The organism is Ornithinicoccus sp. (assembly GCF_057176825.1).
In genome coordinates, this window is record NZ_CM169976.1 from 1,336,077 (window position 1) to 1,351,815 (window position 15,739).

The 15,739-nt window shown below is 71.6% G+C and carries 19 protein-coding genes; 12 read left to right on the plus strand and 7 right to left on the minus strand.

What is annotated here, in order from left to right; genetic code table 11:
* The first annotated feature begins 17 nt into the window (after positions 1–17).
* Both fdxA and AC1QRC_RS06945 read left to right on the plus strand, forming a co-directional pair.
* A complete protein-coding gene (gene fdxA / locus AC1QRC_RS06940) occupies positions 18–344 on the plus strand; it encodes a ferredoxin (RefSeq protein WP_484206049.1) in 327 nt (108 codons plus the stop codon).
* A gap of 106 nt (positions 345–450) precedes the next feature.
* Positions 451–1,734 carry a citrate synthase gene (locus AC1QRC_RS06945; protein WP_484206050.1) on the plus strand — a complete coding sequence of 428 codons (1,284 nt, stop codon included), beginning with the start codon at positions 451–453 and terminating at the stop codon, positions 1,732–1,734.
* A 19-nt stretch (positions 1,735–1,753) separates the two neighbouring features.
* On the opposite strand, the gene AC1QRC_RS06950 is transcribed toward AC1QRC_RS06945, so the two are convergent.
* On the minus strand, positions 1,754–2,644 hold the full coding sequence (locus AC1QRC_RS06950) for a hypothetical protein (RefSeq protein WP_484206051.1): 891 nt from the start codon (positions 2,642–2,644) through the stop codon (positions 1,754–1,756).
* Between the two features lie 38 nt (positions 2,645–2,682).
* On the opposite strand from AC1QRC_RS06950, the gene dapE reads away from it, so the two are divergent.
* Genes dapE through AC1QRC_RS06975 form a run of 5 tightly spaced genes read left to right on the plus strand, consistent with a single transcriptional unit; the run spans position 2,683 to position 6,495 of the window.
* Positions 2,683–3,774 (plus strand): succinyl-diaminopimelate desuccinylase, encoded by a 1,092-nt coding sequence (gene dapE, locus AC1QRC_RS06955; RefSeq protein WP_484206052.1) that lies wholly within the window; start codon positions 2,683–2,685, stop codon positions 3,772–3,774.
* 44 nt (positions 3,775–3,818) lie between these two features.
* Positions 3,819–4,556, plus strand: a complete 738-nt coding sequence (locus AC1QRC_RS06960) for an LOG family protein (RefSeq protein WP_484206053.1) — start codon at positions 3,819–3,821, stop codon at positions 4,554–4,556.
* A gap of 13 nt (positions 4,557–4,569) precedes the next feature.
* The gene (locus AC1QRC_RS06965; protein WP_484206054.1) at positions 4,570–4,872 is read left to right on the plus strand and encodes a DivIVA domain-containing protein; all 303 of its coding nucleotides are present in this window, start codon (positions 4,570–4,572) and stop codon (positions 4,870–4,872) included.
* On the plus strand, positions 4,859–5,293 hold the full coding sequence (locus tag AC1QRC_RS06970; RefSeq protein ID WP_484206055.1) for an SRPBCC family protein: 435 nt from the start codon (positions 4,859–4,861) through the stop codon (positions 5,291–5,293). Before AC1QRC_RS06965 ends, AC1QRC_RS06970 begins: the two co-directional genes overlap by 14 nt.
* Positions 5,290–6,495 carry a hypothetical protein gene (locus AC1QRC_RS06975; protein ID WP_484206056.1) on the plus strand — a complete coding sequence of 402 codons (1,206 nt, stop codon included), beginning with the start codon at positions 5,290–5,292 and terminating at the stop codon, positions 6,493–6,495. Before AC1QRC_RS06970 ends, AC1QRC_RS06975 begins: the two co-directional genes overlap by 4 nt.
* A 3-nt stretch (positions 6,496–6,498) precedes the next feature.
* On the opposite strand, the gene AC1QRC_RS06980 is transcribed toward AC1QRC_RS06975, so the two are convergent.
* Together AC1QRC_RS06980 and AC1QRC_RS06985 are read right to left on the minus strand one after the other, a co-directional pair.
* Positions 6,499–7,287 (minus strand): enoyl-CoA hydratase/isomerase family protein, encoded by a 789-nt coding sequence (locus AC1QRC_RS06980; protein WP_484206057.1) that lies wholly within the window; start codon positions 7,285–7,287, stop codon positions 6,499–6,501.
* Positions 7,287–8,093, minus strand: coding sequence for a PaaX family transcriptional regulator (locus AC1QRC_RS06985; protein ID WP_484206058.1), 807 nt, complete (start codon positions 8,091–8,093; stop codon positions 7,287–7,289). The genes AC1QRC_RS06980 and AC1QRC_RS06985 overlap by 1 nt, the downstream gene beginning before the upstream one ends.
* 128 nt (positions 8,094–8,221) lie before the next feature.
* On the opposite strand from AC1QRC_RS06985, the gene AC1QRC_RS06990 reads away from it, so the two are divergent.
* The gene (locus tag AC1QRC_RS06990) at positions 8,222–8,392 is read left to right on the plus strand and encodes a DUF3117 domain-containing protein (RefSeq protein ID WP_484206059.1); all 171 of its coding nucleotides are present in this window, start codon (positions 8,222–8,224) and stop codon (positions 8,390–8,392) included.
* Between the two features lie 79 nt (positions 8,393–8,471).
* On the opposite strand, the gene AC1QRC_RS06995 is transcribed toward AC1QRC_RS06990, so the two are convergent.
* Positions 8,472–9,104, minus strand: a complete 633-nt coding sequence (locus AC1QRC_RS06995) for an O-methyltransferase (RefSeq protein WP_484206060.1) — start codon at positions 9,102–9,104, stop codon at positions 8,472–8,474.
* A 109-nt stretch (positions 9,105–9,213) separates the two neighbouring features.
* Between AC1QRC_RS06995 and sigE the strand changes: the two genes are divergently transcribed.
* Genes sigE through AC1QRC_RS07015 form a run of 4 tightly spaced genes read left to right on the plus strand, consistent with a single transcriptional unit; the run spans position 9,214 to position 12,464 of the window.
* Entirely contained in the window at positions 9,214–9,798 is a 585-nt protein-coding gene (gene sigE / locus AC1QRC_RS07000) for an RNA polymerase sigma factor SigE (RefSeq protein WP_484206061.1), read from the plus strand.
* Positions 9,799–9,857: 59 nt separating this feature from the next.
* Entirely contained in the window at positions 9,858–11,159 is a 1,302-nt protein-coding gene (locus AC1QRC_RS07005; RefSeq protein WP_484206062.1) for a S1C family serine protease, read from the plus strand.
* 31 nt (positions 11,160–11,190) lie between these two features.
* Positions 11,191–11,586 carry a twin-arginine translocase TatA/TatE family subunit gene (locus AC1QRC_RS07010; RefSeq protein ID WP_484206063.1) on the plus strand — a complete coding sequence of 132 codons (396 nt, stop codon included), beginning with the start codon at positions 11,191–11,193 and terminating at the stop codon, positions 11,584–11,586.
* Entirely contained in the window at positions 11,583–12,464 is an 882-nt protein-coding gene (locus AC1QRC_RS07015; protein ID WP_484206064.1) for a DUF3626 domain-containing protein, read from the plus strand. The genes AC1QRC_RS07010 and AC1QRC_RS07015 overlap by 4 nt, the downstream gene beginning before the upstream one ends.
* Before the next feature lie 144 nt (positions 12,465–12,608).
* Here the strand turns inward: AC1QRC_RS07015 and AC1QRC_RS07020 are convergent, their stop codons facing one another.
* The 3 genes from AC1QRC_RS07020 to AC1QRC_RS07030 are packed head-to-tail and all read right to left on the minus strand — an operon-like array spanning position 12,609 to position 15,658.
* On the minus strand, positions 12,609–13,736 hold the full coding sequence (locus AC1QRC_RS07020; protein WP_484206065.1) for an Mrp/NBP35 family ATP-binding protein: 1,128 nt from the start codon (positions 13,734–13,736) through the stop codon (positions 12,609–12,611).
* 46 nt (positions 13,737–13,782) lie between these two features.
* Positions 13,783–14,376 (minus strand): DUF1003 domain-containing protein, encoded by a 594-nt coding sequence (locus tag AC1QRC_RS07025; RefSeq protein WP_484206066.1) that lies wholly within the window; start codon positions 14,374–14,376, stop codon positions 13,783–13,785.
* Positions 14,369–15,658: a magnesium transporter MgtE N-terminal domain-containing protein gene (locus tag AC1QRC_RS07030; RefSeq protein WP_484206067.1), complete on the minus strand. Its 1,290-nt coding sequence runs from the start codon at positions 15,656–15,658 to the stop codon at positions 14,369–14,371. The genes AC1QRC_RS07025 and AC1QRC_RS07030 overlap by 8 nt, the downstream gene beginning before the upstream one ends.
* Between the last annotated feature and the right edge of the window lie 81 nt (positions 15,659–15,739).

Sequence of the window (15,739 nt, forward strand, 5' to 3'; positions counted from 1 at the left end):
AAGCAGGAGTTGTCCCTATGACGTATGTGATCGCCCAACCCTGTGTCGACCTGAAGGACAAGGCCTGCATCGAGGAGTGTCCGGTCGACTGCATCTACGAGGGTGAGCGCTCGCTGTACATCCACCCCGACGAGTGCGTCGACTGTGGCGCCTGCGAGCCGGTCTGCCCGGTGGAGGCGATCTACTACGAGGACGACGTCCCCGAGCAGTGGGCGGAGTACTACAAGGCCAACGTCGAGTTCTTCGACGACCTCGGCAGCCCGGGAGGCGCGGCGAAGCTCGGGCTGATCCCGAAGGACCACCCGATCATCGCGGACCTGCCCCCGCAGGAGCACGACGAGTGAATCCGCCCGCAGGGGGCGGGTGCTCGCGCGTCCACTCCTGCACCCACCCATCGACCGCGCCCCTGACCCGGGGCCACCGCCCGCAGGGCACGAGCAGGAGGAACACATGACCGAGAACGCCACACTCCGCCACGGCTCCCACGAACTGTCACTGCCGTTCGTCCCTGCAGTCGAGGGCAACAACGGGCTGGACATCTCCGCACTGCTCAAGGAGACCGGCGACGTCACGCTGGACGTGGGCTTCGTCAACACGGCGTCCTGCTCCTCCGAGATCACCTACATCGACGGCGGGGAGGGCATCCTGCGCTATCGGGGATACCCGATCGAGCAGCTGGCCGAGCACTCCAACTTCCTGGAGACCAGCTACCTGCTGATCTACGGTGAGCTCCCGACCGCCGAGGAGCTGGAGGCGTTCGACTCGCGGCTGCGGCGGCACACCCTTCTCGTGGAGGACATGAAGGGCTTCTTCGGCGGGTTCCCCCGGGACGCCCACCCGATGCCGGTGCTCTCGTCCGCGGTCTCCGCGCTGGGCACCTTCTACCAGGACAGCCTGGACCCGTTCGACCCCGAGGACGTGGAGATCTCCACGTTCCGCCTGCTGGCCAAGCTCCCGACCATCGCCGCCTACGCGTTCCGCAAGAGCCAGGGCCAGCCGTTCCTCTACCCCGACAACAGCCTCAACCTGGTCGAGAACTTCCTGTGGATGACCTTCGGGATGCCCACCGAGAAGTACGAGCTGGACCCCGATCTGGTCAAGGCGCTGGACCTGCTCTTCATCCTGCACGCCGACCACGAGCAGAACTGCTCGACCTCCACCGTCCGCCTGGTGGGTTCCTCCCAGGCCAACCTCTTCTCCTCCATCTCCGCGGGCATCCACGCGCTGTCCGGGCCGCTGCACGGCGGCGCCAACTCCGCGGTCCTGGAGATGCTGGACGGCATCCGCACCCAGGGCGGGGACGTCAAGGAGTTCGTCCGCAAGGTCAAGAACAAGGAGGACGGCGTCAAGCTGATGGGCTTCGGCCACCGGGTCTACAAGAACTACGACCCGCGCGCCGCCATCGTGAAGCAGACGGCGCACGACATCCTCTCCAAGCTGGGCACCAACGAGCTGCTCGACCTGGCCATGGAGTTGGAGCAGACCGCTCTCGAGGACGACTACTTCGTCGAGCGCAAGCTCTACCCGAACGTCGACTTCTACACCGGCCTGATCTACGAGTCGATGGGCTTCCCCTCCAGCATGTTCACCGTGCTGTTCGCGATCGGGCGGCTGCCCGGATGGATCGCCCAGTGGCGCGAGATGATCAACGACCCGCAGACCAAGATCGGCCGCCCGCGCCAGCTGTACACCGGGTCCCCGGCCCGGGACTACGTGCCGGCCGCGCAGCGCTGAGCACCCGGCGCCGGGGGGGTTACCCGGCGACAGTGATGAGGACGGTGGCTCCGCTGGGGCCGCCGTCCTCGTCGTTGCGCCAGGTGAGGGGGTCCTGGGACCGGCTCCACCGCATACCGTCGACCTGGACCGAGACCACGGACTCGCTGCGCGCGTGCGCGACGGCCCACGCCGCCACCGCCCACGCCGCGCGCTCGGACCCGGCGGTGAGGGTCACCGTGGTGTCATCGTCACCGACCTCGCCGGAGGCGTTGAACTGGGCCTGCGCCTTGGCCAGGACGTCGGCGGCCGAGCCGGTCCCCGGGTCGTCCAACTCGCAGCCCATCGCGGCCGGCGTCTCTCCGGTGAGGGTGGTGGCCAACACCCGCGCCTCCCACTCGTGGTCGGCGTAGGCCTCGGGGAAGGCGCTGCGCTGCACCTCCTGCGCGGCCACGGTGATCTCCATCTCCTGCCACCCGGGGACCTCGAGGAGGGCGTCGTAGAACGTGTTCGCGGCATACACCGGGTCCAGCACCTCCTCCTCGCTGCCCCAGCCCTGGCTGGGTCGCTGCTGGAACAGGCCGAGGGAGTCGGCGTCCCCGTAGTTGATGTTGCGCAGTTTGGATTCCTGGATGGCGGTGGCCAGGGCGACGGTGACGGCGCGCAGCGGCAGGTCGCGGTCGACGGCCACCATGGTGATGGTGGCCGCGTTGGCGGACTGTTCGGGCGTGAACGTCTCGGTCCGCTCAGCTGCCCGGAACTCACAGCCGTCAGAGCGCAGCTCGGTCATCACCCACCGCGCTCCCAGGACCCCGCCCGCCCCGGCCACGAGCAGGGCCGTCACGGCCACGACGGCACCGGCCCGCGAGCGGCGGCGGGGGCCTGCCCCGGGGCCCGAGGGCAGGCGGTCGTGGTGGTCCGGCGGGGGCATGGCGCACAGTGTAGGTGGGCAACCTAGGGTGTCCGTCCATGGACACCACCGGCCCCGACGGCCCCCACGCGCTGGACCTGTCCGCTGACGTCGTGACCCTCACCGCGGCGCTGTGCGACATCCCGTCGGTGAGCCTGGACGAGCGGAGACTGGCCGACGCGGTGCAAGAGGCGCTGCAGGCCCTGCCGAACCTGGCCGTGGTCCGGGACGGCAACGTGGTCGTCGCCCGGTCAGAGTTGGGCCGCCGGGAGCGGGTGGTGCTCGCCGGCCACCTGGACACCGTGCCCCTGACCGACCCTCCCAACCTTCCCGTGGTGATGGACGGCGAGTACCTGGTCGGTCGCGGGACGACCGATATGAAGGGCGGCGTGGCCGTCCAACTCCGGCTCGCCGAGGCGCTCACCGACCCGGTGCGGGACATCACCCTCGTGTTCTACGACGGGGAGGAGGTCGCGGACGAACACAACGGGCTGGCCCGGCTGGCCCGGGAGCGCCCCGACCTACTCGAGGGTGACTTCGCGGTGCTCCTGGAGCCGACCGACGACGGGGTCGAGGGCGGATGCAACGGCTACGTCACGGTCCGGGTCCACACGCGCGGCACCGCCTGCCACTCGGCCCGGCCCTGGATGGGGCACAACGCGCTGCACGACCTGGCCGGGGTGCTGGACCGGATCGCGGGCGCCGACCTGCCGGAGGTCGACGTCGACGGTCTGACCTACCGGCAGTCGCTCAACGCCGTGGGGGTCACCGGCGGCATCGCCGACAACGTCATCCCGGACCATGCCACGCTCACCGTGAACTACCGGTTCGCGCCGGACCGGTCGGCCGAGCAGGCCGTGCGGCACCTGCGGGACGTGGTCTTCGCCGGGCTGGAGGTCGAGGTGCTGGACGCCGTGGACGGTGCCCGACCGGGCCTGCACCTGCCGGCAGCGGCGGACTTCGTCGCGGCCCTCGGGCTGCCCGTCCGTGCCAAGCAGGGCTGGACCGACGTCGCGCGCTTCAGCGCCCTCGGGATGCCCGCGGTGAACTTCGGGCCGGGGGAGAGCCGGTTCGCCCACATGGACGACGAGCGCTGCCTGGTGCGTCAACTGCGCGAGTGCGAGGCGGCGCTGCTGCGCTGGCTGTCCTGACCCCGTCTGTGCGGTCCGTGCCTGCGGCCGCTAGGTTCGTGCCCGTGACGGACCAGAGGGAACACCAGCAGGGACCCGTGACGCTGCGCGGCCGCCAGGTCCCGGCGACGACCACCGACCAGCGGCTGCTGGACAGCAGTGGCCCGGGAGACTGGGTGCACACCGACCCGTGGCGGGTGCTGCGGATCCAGGCCGAGTTCGTCGAGGGATTCGGCACGCTGTCACAGGTCGGGCCCGCGGTGAGCGTCTTCGGCTCGGCCCGGACCCCGGCGGGCCACCCCACCTACGCGCTCGCCGAGACGGTGGGGCGGACCCTCGTCGAGCAGGGCTTCGCGGTGATCACCGGCGGAGGCCCCGGCACCATGGAGGCTGCCAACAAGGGCGCCACCGAGGCAGGGGGCACCTCGATCGGCCTGGGCATCGAGCTGCCCTTCGAGGCGGGGCTGAACCCCTACGTCAATCTGGGGATCAACTTCCGCTACTTCTTCGCCCGCAAGACCATGTTCGTCAAGTACGCCCAGGGTTTCATCGTGCTCCCCGGTGGGTTCGGCACGCTGGACGAACTGTTCGAGGCGATCACCCTGGTGCAGACCGGGAAGGTGACCCGGTTCCCGATCGTGCTGATGGGGGTCTCCTTCTGGGAGCCGATGATGGGCTGGCTGCAGCGCACGCTCGAGGGCGAGGGCATGGTCTCCCCCGGGGACCTGGACCTGCTCCGGCTGACCGACGACATCGACGAGGCGGTCGACCACATCGTCCGCACCCGCGAGCAGCACACGTGACACCATCGGCATCGTGATCATCCTGCTCGTCATGCTCGTCGTCCTGCTGGCCGGGCTCGTCGCGGCCGCGCTGGCCGGGCGCATCCCCGCCGGCGGCCTGCTGCCGCCCGTGACCTCGGAGTCGGCAGCCGGGCTGCCTCGCGGCGGCATGGAGCCCGACGACCTGCCGCGGCTGCGCTTCGACATGGTCCCGCGGGGCTACCGGATGTCCCAGGTCGACGACGTGATCGACCGGTTGGGGGACGAGATCCGCACCCGAGACGCCGAGATCACGCGGCTGCGAGCGGAGGCCGACCGCACCCATGGGGACGTTTGACCTGGCCCGCGTGGTCCCGGCCGACGTCCCCGCGACGTTCGCGGTGGTCGGTGACCTCACGGCATACGGACAGTTCATCCCGATGACCACGATCGACGCGGACCCCCTGCCGCCCCGGGCAGGGTGGCGGTTCACCGCGCGGACGGGGAAGGGCCCCCTCGCCGTGGTCGACCGGATGACGGTCACCCGGTGGGACCCCCCGCACGGCTTCGCCGTGCGCAAGCTCGGCCCCGTGCTCGACGGGTGGGCCGAGGTGGAGCTCATCGCGGGCACGGCCGGGACGACGGTGCGGTGGCGCGAGGAGATCACCGTCCGGCCCCCGTGGCTGGGGCGCCGCCTGGGGTTTGTCTCCGACCCGGTGAACCGCCGGCTCTTCGCCCGGGCGCTGGACCTCATGGTGGCCCGGGTGGTCGCCCGATGACGCGACGCGTGCCCGGGCGGTTCCTGCTGGCCGTGCTCGCCGTCTACACCCTGTTCCGGGTGTTCACGACGGGGGTGCTGTTGTGGATCACCCACACCCAGCAGGACCCCTCGGTCTTCACCGACGACTACCCGCGCTACTTCGACGTCGTCTCGGCCTGGGACGGCAAGTGGTACCGCGAGATCGCCGAGCAGGGCTACCCCCCGGAACTGCCGCGCTTCGAGGACGGCACGGTGCGCCAGAACCCATGGGCGTTCTACCCGATCTTCCCCAAGGCCGCCGCGGCCCTGATGCACCTGACCGGCCAGCCCTTCCAGGTAGTCGCCCCGCTGCTGGCGACCGTCATCGGCTACGCCGCAGTCCTGGTGATGGCACTGCTGCTGCACGAGCGGATCGGGCGCTGGGGCACCCTGGCCGTCGTGGCGCTCTACGCCGCCTTCCCGGCCTCGCCCACCCTCCAGGCCGCCTACACCGAGTCGCTGGCCGTGCTGCTGCTCTGCCTGGTGTTGTGGTTGCTGAGCCGGGAACGCTGGCTGTGGGCCGCCGGGGTGGCCGTGCTCACCGGCCTGGCCCGCCCGATCGCCCTCCCGCTGGGCGCCGTGGCCCTGGTGGCGGTGTACCTGCGGTGGAGGGACCGGGGGGAGCGGCCGCTGGGCACCCCGGAGGCCCTCCGGATGGCAACTGCCCTCGCGGGCTGCGGGGTATCCGGGCTGATCTGGCCGGCCCTGGTGTGGGAGGGCACGGGCGAACCGGACGGCTACGCGCTGACGATGTCCGCCTGGCGCGGCGGGGAGGAGATCACCGCGTTCCGGCCCACCCTGGACCTGCTGGAGTTCCTCTTCGGGGACACCGGGCTGTGGCTGCTGGTCGGGGCGGGGGCGCTGCTGCTCCTGGCCGTGCTCGGGCCGTGGGCGCGGGCCCTGGGGCCCGAGTTGCGCACCTGGCTGTTGGCCTACCCCTTCTACCTGCTGGCCGCCCTCGACCCGTGGACGAGCATCTACCGCTACCTGTTGCTGATGTTCCCGCTGTTCGCGGTGTTCGTGGGCGCTGGTTGGCGCACCGGGGACCGCCGGGGCTACGAGCAGCCGGGCTGGCTGACCGTCACGCGGACCGTCGTGCTGGTGCTGCTGTTCCTCGGGTGGCAGGTGTGGTGGACCTGGGAGCTGTTCATGTTCGTCCCGCCCCGGGACGACCCACCGTGAGCCTCACTCCCCGGTGAAGACCGGCTTCTCCTTGGCCAGGAAGGCCGCCACCGCGGCCTGGTGGTCGGCGCTGGCCCCGGTGGCGGCCATCAGGTCCGCCTCGTGCTCCAGGGCCTGCTCCAGCGGCAACCCGGCCGAGGCGTCGACCGCCCTGCGGACGGCGCCGTAGGCCAGGGTCGGTCCTGCGGCGAGCTGCGCCGCGAGGGCGTTCACCCGCTCCTCGAACTCCTCGGCCGGGACGACCTCGCTGGCCAGTCCTAGCTCGGCGGACTCCTGCGCAGAGACCGTCCGGGGCAGCAGCAGCAACTCCTTGGCCCTGGCGGTGCCGACCAGCCGTGGCAGCGACCAGGACGACCCCGAGTCACAGGAGAGCGCGATCCCCACGAAGGCCAGGTTGAACCCCGCGGCGTCGGAGAGGATGCGCAGGTCGGCGGCGAGCGCGAAGCCGGCGCCGGCCCCGGCCGCGACCCCGTTGACGGCCGCGATCACGGGCTTGTCCATCGTCGCCAGGAGCCGCACCACGGGGTTGTAGTGGTCCCGCACCGTGGACCACAGCGACTCGTCCTGCGCCTGCAGCAGGGTGATGTGCTCCTTGAGGTCCTGGCCCACGCAGAACGCCCGCCCGGAGCCGGTGAGCACCACGCAACGGACCCCGGGGTCCGCGGCCACGTCGCGCAGCGCGGCCAGCAGCGCCTCCTTGGTGGGGGTGTCCAGGGCGTTCATCGCCTCCGGTCGGTTGAACCGGACGGTGGCGACCGCGCCGGCGCGCTCGACGGCTACGGGTTCGGGCATCACGGGGCTCCTGTCAGTGGGGACCCGGCCGCGGCCAGGCTGTCGGTGACGAATGTACGGGCCGCCGGGCGCAGCGTCTCGGCGACCTCCAGGAACAGGGCCCGTGCGGCGGTGCCGGGCCACCCGGCCGGCATGACCTCCGGGGGGAGTTCCGGGTCGCTGAACAGGAAGCCACGCCACCGGTGGACCAACTCGGCGCGCACCGGGTAGGCCTCGGGCGGCGCCAGCCCCGCACTGGCACGGGGCACCAGGTCGGCATACCGGTCCAGGAAGTCGCGGTAGCGGCTCGCCAGGTCGGCCAGGTCCCACGCCTGGGCCGCGAGGCTGGAGGGGGCCCCCAGGTGGTCGGCCTCGAACGCCTGCCAGCCCACCCGCAACGGGGCGAGCGCCGTCTCCAGCTCCGGGTTGCGGTGTGCCGCCACCCAGGTCTGGGCGGCGAGGCGGCCGTAGCCGAGGTAGCTCAGGGTGGCCGCCAGCCGGTCACGCAGGGCCCGGTCACCGGCCCGGTCCAGCACGATGACACGCCACCGGCCGTCCCAGTCCTCCTCCACGGGACGATAGATCCGCTGGTGGGCAGCCGCCAGCCGCTGGACGGCGGCCGGGGTGGCGAGGTAGCCGCGCACCCCGTCGCGCGTCTGCGGGCTCAGCCACTCCTGGGCGACCATGCGGGACACCGCGGTGCGGGTCGCCGCCGGTTGGATCGCGCACGTCTGGAGCAGGGCGACCACGCTGGAGATGGGTGCCCAGGACCCGAACTCGGAGAGGTGGTCGCCGTAGAGGTCGAAGACGGCCGATCGCGCGCGCACCGGACCAGTGTGCCTGAGGGGTGATTTCGACACGCAGCGTGGACAGGGGATAATGGGCCGAGTGATCGAGCCCGCCGCACTTCGGCGGAGGGCACCGCGGTGCGCCGCGGCAGGAGGAAGGGTTCACGATGGCAGCGATGAAGCCGCGCACGGGGGACGGCCCCCTCGAGGTGACCAAGGAGGGCCGTGGCATCGTGCTTCGGATGCCGCTCGAGGGTGGCGGCCGCCTGGTGGTGGAGATGAACGCCGAGGAGGCGGGTGCCCTCGGCACCGCGATCGAGGAGTGCCTGGCCGGCTGAGACCGGCCCGTCACAGCACGGCAGGGTCCCCACGCCGCACCGCGGCGGTGGGGGCCCTTTCGTGTGTTGTGGGGCGGTCTCAGCGCTTGACGGCGGCGAACAGCCCGTCGCCGACGGGCAGCAGGGTGGGGAGCAGCCGCTCGTCCTCACGCAGCTCCTTGCCCAGGTCCCGCAGGATGGTGGTCGTCTCGTCGCGCGCGGCGGGGTCGGCCACCTGGTCGTGCCACAGCATGTTGTCCAGCACCAGCACCCCTCCCGGCCGCAACAGACGCAGCGCCTGCTCGGCATACACCGGGTAGCTCGGCTTGTCGGCGTCCACCAGGACCAGGTCGTAGGCGGCGTCGGTGAGCCGCGGCAGCACCTGGCCGGCGTCCCCGCCGATCACCCGGGTGCGCTGGGTGGGGATCCCGGCGGCGGCAAAGGCCTCGCGGGCGGCGCGCTGGTGCTCCGGCTCGACGTCGATAGAGGTCAGGATGCCGTCGGGGTCCATGCCCTGTAGCAGCCACAGCCCCGACACCCCGGCGCCGGTGCCGATCTCGACCACGTGGGTGGCCTTCAGTGCGGCGGCCAGCAGCCGCAACGCGGCGCCGGTGCCGGGGCTGACCGGCATGCACCCCAGCGCGGCGCCCCGCCCGCTCGCCTGCTCGATCACCTCGCCCGGAGCGATGAAGTCCTCGGTGTAGGCCCATGTGGCCGGTTTCTGCGCACCCATGGGGGCAACAGTAGCCGCCCCCGGCCCTCAGGCATTTCCCAGGATCGACTGTCAGTGTGTGACCACGAACCCCGGCTGGCCCCAGGCCACCACAGCACCGGAGGACACCATGGCTGAGCGGACGCACGAGACGCAGGACTGGCAGCCGCCGTCCTGGGACGAGATCGTGCGCGACCACTCGGCTCGGGTCTACCGGCTGGCCTATCGCCTGACCGGCAACCAGCATGATGCCGAGGACCTGACCCACGACGTGTTCGTGCGGGTCTTCCGGTCGCTGCAGACCTACCGGCCCGGCACGTTCGAGGGGTGGCTGCACCGGATCACCACCAACCTGTTCCTGGACAAGGCACGCCGCAAGCAGCGGATCAGGTTCGACGCGCTCTCCGATGACGCCGCGGCCCGCATCCCCAGCCGGTCCCTGGGTCCGGAGGCCAGCTACGACGCCACCCACTTCGACGATGACGTGCAGCGCGCACTGGACTCGCTGTCGCCGCAGTTCCGTGCCGCCGTCGTGCTCAGCGATATCGAGGGGTACACCTATGAGGAGGTGGCCCAGACGCTCGGGATCAAGCTGGGCACCGTCCGGTCCCGGATCCACCGGGGGCGGGCCCAACTGCGCCAGCAGCTGGCCCACCGGGCGCCGGAGCGTGCGCGCCGTGGCCCGACCACGCAGCCGCTGCCCGTGATGGGCTGAGCCCCCGCGTCTCACCCGCCGTCCCCGGCCGGCCCGGGGATCGGGCAGAATCGGGTGATATGGCCGAGCACGAGGACGAGACGCAGGGGATCCCGGTCGACCGCACGATGGCCTGGCGGACCACCCGACCGACGGCGCCCGTGAGCGACGCGCGCCCGTACGTCTCGGCATACGGCCCGGCAAGCGGCACGGCATACGGCTCGGCTCACGGATCGACTGGGGACGGTCCGGCCTCGCCGACCCGAGGTGGGCGGCGTCGGGGCGGGGCTGGGTGGCTCGCCGCGGGCCTGGTCCTGGGACTGGCGGGTGGTGTGGCCGGTGGCTACGCCTCGGACCGGTACCTCGCCGGCCAGGAGGAGTCCCCGACCGTGGTCGAGCCGGCGCTGGTCACCCAGGTGGGCACGGGCAGCGGGGACGTCGCGCCGATCACGGCGATCGCCGGAGCGGTGCTGCCCAGCGTGGTCTACATCAGCGTCGAGGGCGGTGACGCCGAGGGGGTCGGGTCGGGCTTCGTGGTCCGTGAGGACGGCTACATCGTCACCAACAACCATGTGATCGAGGCGGCGGCCGACGGTGCCGGCACCATCACCGTCGAGTTCTCCGGCGAGCGGGAGCAGTTGGAGGCCGAGGTGGTGGGCCGGGACGTGCCCTACGACCTGGCCGTGCTCCGGGTGGACCGCTCGGGCCTGCCTGCCCTGCGCTTCGCAGACTCTGACCAGTTGGAGGTCGGGGCAGGGGTGGTGGCGTTCGGCGCCCCGCTCGGGCTGGACAGCACCGTCACGGCCGGGATCGTCTCGGCCGTGAACCGGCCGGTGGTGGCCGGTCAGGGTGACAGCACCTCTTACATCAACGCCATCCAGACCGACGCGGCCATCAACCCGGGGAACTCCGGCGGGCCGCTGCTGGACATGAGCGGGCGGGTCGTCGGGGTCAACTCCGCCATCGCGCAGATCCCCGACATGATGAGTAGCAGCGTGGCCGGGAGCATCGGCCTGGGGTTCGCCATCCCGGGCAACCAGGTCCAGCGCACCACGGACCAGCTGATCGAGACCGGCACCAGCGAGCACCCGGTGATCGGGGTGCTGGTGGACACCACCTACTCCGACGGGGGTGCGCGGGTCCTCGACGAGGCCCAGGCCGGGGACCAGGACCCGGTCATCGACGGTGGCCCGGCGGACGGGGCGGGCATCGAGCCGGGCGACATCATCGTGGCCATCGACGGGACCCGGGTCGACGACGCGAATCACCTGATCGTGCTGCTGCGCTCGCACGAGGTCGGGGACCGCGTCGAGGTGCTGGTCCGGGATGCCGACGGGTCGGAGCGGACCGAGACGGTGACCCTGGCAGGATCTGGGGAATGAGCGGGAACCTCGAGCGCGGCGGGGCGCCCTGATGTGGAACCTGAACGGCACCGAGCTGCTCATCCTGATCGTGCTCGCCCTGGTGATCCTCGGCCCGGACCGGCTCCCGGAGTATGCCTCCCGGCTGGCCCGGGGCGTGCGCCAGTTGCGGGACCTTGCCGAAGGGGCCAAGGTGCAGCTGCGCCAGGAGATGGGGCCCGGCTTCGACGACGTCGACTGGCAGCAGCTGGACCCCCGGCAGTACGACCCGCGCCGGATCGTGCGGGAGGCCCTGCAGGACGACCCGGACCCCGACGCGGGCGCGGCTGAGGATGTGGCCACACCGGTTGACACCGCCCCGGCCGCTGGGGGCGCGGTGCCTGCCCGCCCGACGGTGCGCGTCATGGACCCCTCGCTGCCCACTCCGTTCGACCCCGAGGCCACGTGACCCCTGGGCCCTCCTCGCTGAGCCCGTGGGCGCTCGCCGCGCTGGCCAGCGTGCACTCCCGCAGCGTGGGCGGACGCCTCGACCCGGACCTGCGCGTCACCCTGAACTTCCACCCCGACCGCATCAGCCACGGAGGGACGGTGCTTGAGCACCTGGGCCGGGACCTCGCGTACCGCTCGCAGTTCGAGACGGGCACCAGCAACGGCGGACTGACCGCGTATGCCGGGGGAGACCGGTGGCACTGGGAACAGCGTGCCTTCGGCGGTGCCTACGATGATGCGCCCCCGGCGGAGCGCCCGAAGTATGGCGCGCTGGACCACCGCCCGGGGCCGCTGGGCGGGGCACCGAGGTTCGGCTCGGCATACCTGCGGCTGCGCCCCGAGGTGCTGGACCGGACGACCTTCTGCTTCCCGGACTCGGTCTTCGGACCCACCTTGTGGGGAACGGCGGGCGCCTGTGACCTCATCCGGTACGCCGAGGAGTTCGCCGGTCGGGCCAGGGACGACGCGGCCGAGGCGACCCACGGGGGACTGCTCGATGCGTATGTCGAGGCGCAGGTCCACGGGCCGGTGCACTGTGTCCACGACGTCGAGGCGCTGGTGCTCGACCCGAGCTTTCGCGGGACGGAGGTGGAGGAGCAGGCCAGGGCGCTGCCCGTGCCCGTGGGGTGGCACGAGGGGCGGCGCCTGACGGTCGGGGAGGCCGAGCAGCACCTCGCGTTCCGGGGACCGGGGCCGGTGGCGCTGGCCCGTCGGATCGCCCGGGACGGCGTAGTCGATGCGCGGGTGATCGGGCTGGCTGCCGCGAGCGGGGCGGACCCGCAACTCCTCAAGCGCGTGTGGCACCTGGTGGCCCGGTTCGGGGACCCGGCCCCGTGACGTCAGGGGCGTGAGGTCAGGGCCGTGGGGACCGCGCCTCGACAGCGGGCAATCGCGACCGCAAACTCGCTACGAAGTTGCGGATGGGACGACAAACTCGCTACGAAAATTGGATGGGGACGACAAACTCGCTACGAAAATTGGTCAGGTGGGGGAGATGCCCAGTTTCCGGCCGGCGAGGCCGCGGCCGCGGCGGGCCAGGCCGCGCGCCACCGAACGCAGGGCCGTCGCTGCCGGGGAGTCGGGCTGCCCCAGGACCACGGGTAGTCCTGCGTCGCCGCCCTCACGCACGGTGACGTCCAACGGGATCTGGCCCAGCAGGGGCACCTCGGCGCCGATCGAGCGGGACAGGGAGTCGGCCACCGTCTGGCCGCCGCCGGAGCCGAAGATCTCTTGGCGGGTGCCGTCCGGCAACTCCAGCCAGGACATGTTCTCGACCACACCGACCAGTCGCTGGTGCGTCTGCAGGGCGATGGACCCGGCACGCTCGGCGACCTCCGCGGCCGCCTGCTGGGGCGTGGTGACCACGAGCAACTCCGAACTGGGCAACAACTGCGCCACGGTGATGGCGATGTCACCGGTGCCCGGTGGCAGGTCCAGGAGCAGCACGTCCAGGTCCCCCCAGAACACGTCGCCCAGGAACTGCTGCATGGCTCGGTGGAGCATGGGCCCGCGCCAGACGACGGGCTGGTTGCCGGGGACGAACATCCCGATCGAGATGACCTTCACCTCGTGCTGGATCGGCGGCAGGATCATGTCGTCGACCTGGGTCGGCTGGTGCTCCACCCCGAGCATGCGGGGCACCGAGAAGCCGTAGATGTCGGCGTCGACCACCCCGACCCGCAGCCCCTCGGCGGCCATCGCCGCCGCCAGGTTGACGGTGACCGAAGACTTGCCGACGCCGCCCTTGCCGGAGGCCACGGCATACACCCGGGTCAGGCTGTCCGGGCGGGCGAACGGGATCTCCTTCTCCGCGGCGCCACCGCGCAGCTGCTGCTTGAGTCCCTGGCGCTGCTCGTCGCTCATCACCCCGAGCTGGACCTGGACCTCGCGGACCCCCTCGACAGCAGTGAGGGCCGCGGTGACGTCCTTGGTGATGGTGTCCTTCATGGGGCAGCCGGGGACGGTCAGCAGGACCGTGGTGCTCACCGTGCCCTCGGCCGAGACATCCACGCGTTCGACCATGCCCAACTCGGTGATCGGCCGGCGGATCTCCGGGTCGTTGACCGTCGCGAGGGCGGCCTGAAGCGCATCAAGGGTAGGCACGGACATGCTCCCCATGGTAGGTCGCCGCCGGCGACGGACCGAACGCGGTGGGTCAGCCTCCGGTGCGTTCCGGGTCCGGCGCCTCACCGGGCTGGCCCGCCTGCCGCGCCCGTTCGTCGAGCTCCTCAAGCAGGCTGCGCAGTTCCGAGCGGACGAAGTCGCGGGTAGCGGTGTCCCGCAGAGCGATCCGCAGGGCGGCCACCTCGCGGGTCAGGAACTCGGTGTCGGCGAGATTGCGCTCGTCCCGGGTGCGGTCCTGCTCGATCATCACCTTGTCCCGGTCCGCCTGACGGTTCTGCGCGAGCAGGATGAGCGGGGCCGCGTACGACGCCTGGAGGCTGAGCATCAGGGTCAGGAAGATGAAGGCGTAGGGGTCGAACCGGAGGCCGCCGGGCGCGAGGACGTTCCAGGCGAGCCAGACGGCGACGAAGATCGTCATGTAGGCCAGGAAGCGTGCCGTGCCCATGAACCGGGCGAAGCCCTCGGCGAAGGCCCCGAACTGCTCCGGGTCCATCCGCGGCCGCAACCGCCAGGAGCGGCCCTGGGCCAGCGGCTGGTCGAGCTTGTCGTCGCGCCCGGCCGCCCGGTCGACCGCGCGTTCGGCCAGCCGGTCCCGGCGCGGCCGGTTGCCGGTGGGTTCAGACATGGTGGGCCTCCGGGGTTGCGTCGTCGTCGCGATCCTCGCGCCAGTCGTCCGGGAGCAGGTGGTCCAGCACGTCGTCGACGGTCACCGCGCCCAGCAGCCTGCCCTCCTCGTCGGTGACCGGGAGGGCAACCATGTTGTAGGTAGCCAAGAGCCGGGTGATCTGGCCGAGCCGAGCATCGGGGGCGACCGGCTCGAAGTCCTTGTCCACGACCGAGCCGAGGGTCTGGTGCGGGGCCTCGCGCAGGAGCTTCTGGATGTGACAGACACCGAGCAATCGCCCGGTCGGTGTTTCCAACGGCGGCCGGGTCACGTAGACCAGCGAGGCCAGGGCAGGGCTCAACTCCTCCCGGCGCACGACCGCGAGAGCCTCGGCGATGCTGGCCTCGGGGCCCAGGATCACCGGCTCGCTGGTCATCAGGCCGCCGGCCGTGTCCTCGTCGTAGGCCAGCAGCCGCCGGATCGGGTCGGCCTCGCCCGGCTCCATGAGCTGGAGCAACTCCTCGACGGTGTCCTCGGGCAGGTCGCCCAGCAGGTCCGTGGCGTCGTCCGGCTGCATCGCCTCCAGGATGTCCGCGGCACGATCGGTCGTCAGCTGGGTCAGGATCTCCACCCGGTCGTCGTCGGGAAGTTCCTCCATCACGTTGGCCAGCGTCTCGTCGTCCAGGGCGTCGGCCACCTCGGAGCGGCGCTTGGGGGACAGGTCGTGGATCGCGTCGGCGAGATCCTGCGGCTTGAGGTCCTCCAGGCTCTCCAGGAGCCGGTGTGCCTCCTGGCCGGGTGCGTCCAGGTGCAGTCCCTGGACCCGCTCGATCGGGATCAGGAAGGTCTCCCCGCGGCGCCGCCGCAGTCGCAGGCTGCCGGAGCTCGGCGTCCGCCGGCGCACGAACACCTTGGTCACCCGCCAGTCCCGGCTCGGCGTGAGCTCCAGCGCGAGATCCTCCACGACCGCGGGGAAGGTCTCCTCGTCCTGGGTGGCGGTCACTTCACGGTCGAACAGTTCGGCGACGACCATGGTCTCCCCGGTCCGCTGCTCGAACCGACGCATGTTGACCAGGCCCGTGGTGATGACCTGGCCGGAGTCGATGCTGGTCACCCTCGTCATGGGGACGAAGACGCGACGGCGTCCCGGCACCTCGATGACCATCCCGATCGCACGGGGTCCACGGGCGCGGACGGCCCCGGTGAGGCTGACCACGACGTCGCGGACCCGGCCGACCTCGTCGCCCATCGGGTCGAAGACACTCAGCCCGTTCAGCCGGGCAACGAAGACTCGTGGGCTCACTGCTGCAGACTACCGACCGGGCGCTGCCGGCTCACGACCCCTCTCGTCAGCGCGCGCCCGGAGTCTGTGTCGGGAGCCGGG